The sequence below is a fragment of the Aurantimonas sp. A2-1-M11 genome (genome assembly GCF_036549475.1).
Lineage (GTDB): Bacteria > Pseudomonadota > Alphaproteobacteria > Rhizobiales > Rhizobiaceae > Aurantimonas.
In genome coordinates this window covers 1-761 of the sequence record NZ_JAZHLI010000215.1, presented here as the reverse complement: position 1 = coordinate 761, position 761 = coordinate 1, and the positions used below count along the sequence as shown (strand labels likewise).

1 protein-coding gene and 1 pseudogene are annotated in these 761 nt (G+C 65.3%); both read left to right on the top strand.

Annotation, left to right across the window (positions count from 1 at the left end; translation table 11 throughout):
* Positions 1–504, top strand: a 504-nt coding sequence (locus VQ042_RS25750) for an SOS response-associated peptidase (protein ID WP_331823074.1), incomplete at its 5' end; no start/stop codon positions are given.
* Between the two features lie 145 nt (positions 505–649).
* A pseudogene (locus VQ042_RS25745) lies at positions 650–761 on the top strand (IS630 family transposase); the annotation flags it as partial.

Genomic DNA, 761 nt, shown 5'->3' with positions numbered 1-761 from the left:
GAGCTGACGATGATGCGCTGGGGCATGCCGTCACCGCAGTTCGTGCTGAAGGGCCGCAACGTCGACAGCGGCGTCACCAATGTCCGCAACGTGAAGTCGCCGCACTGGCGCCGATGGCTGGGCCCGGCGAACCGCTGCCTCGTACCATTCACCAGCTTCTCGGAATACGAGACGACGGCCGAGGGCAAGAAGGTGCCGGTGTGGTTTGCTGCCGATGACAGCCGTCCGCTCATGGCGTTCGCCGGGATCTGGACGAACTGGACCAGCGTGCGGAAGACGAAGGAGGGGGAGGTGAACGCTGACCTCTACGCGTTCCTGACCACCGAGCCCAACGCGGTGGTCGCGCCGATCCATCCGAAGGCGATGCCGGTCATTCTGACCGAGCCGGAAGAGCTGGACACCTGGATGCGCGCGGAGTGGCCGGAGGCGTCAGCGCTGCAGCGGCCATTGCCCGAGGACACGTTGCAGATCGTCGCGCGCGGCGAGCGGAAGGACGGGGAATAATATAGAACGAGACCTGTGCGCGGGGGCTTGCCGGCAGCCTGTATCGTTGATTCACTGAAGTTCTTCGGACGGGGGTTTGGGTCATGGCGCGGCGTCGCATTGGTCAGGAAGCTTTTCGGCTTGGGGACACGGGAGCAAAGCGGAGCCGGATCGGGCCGTCGTGCTGTGCGTTGACGAGAAGTCGCAGATCCAGGCGCTCGACCGGACGCAGCCGGGGCTGCCCCTCAAGAAGGGTCGCGCCGCCACCTTGACACATG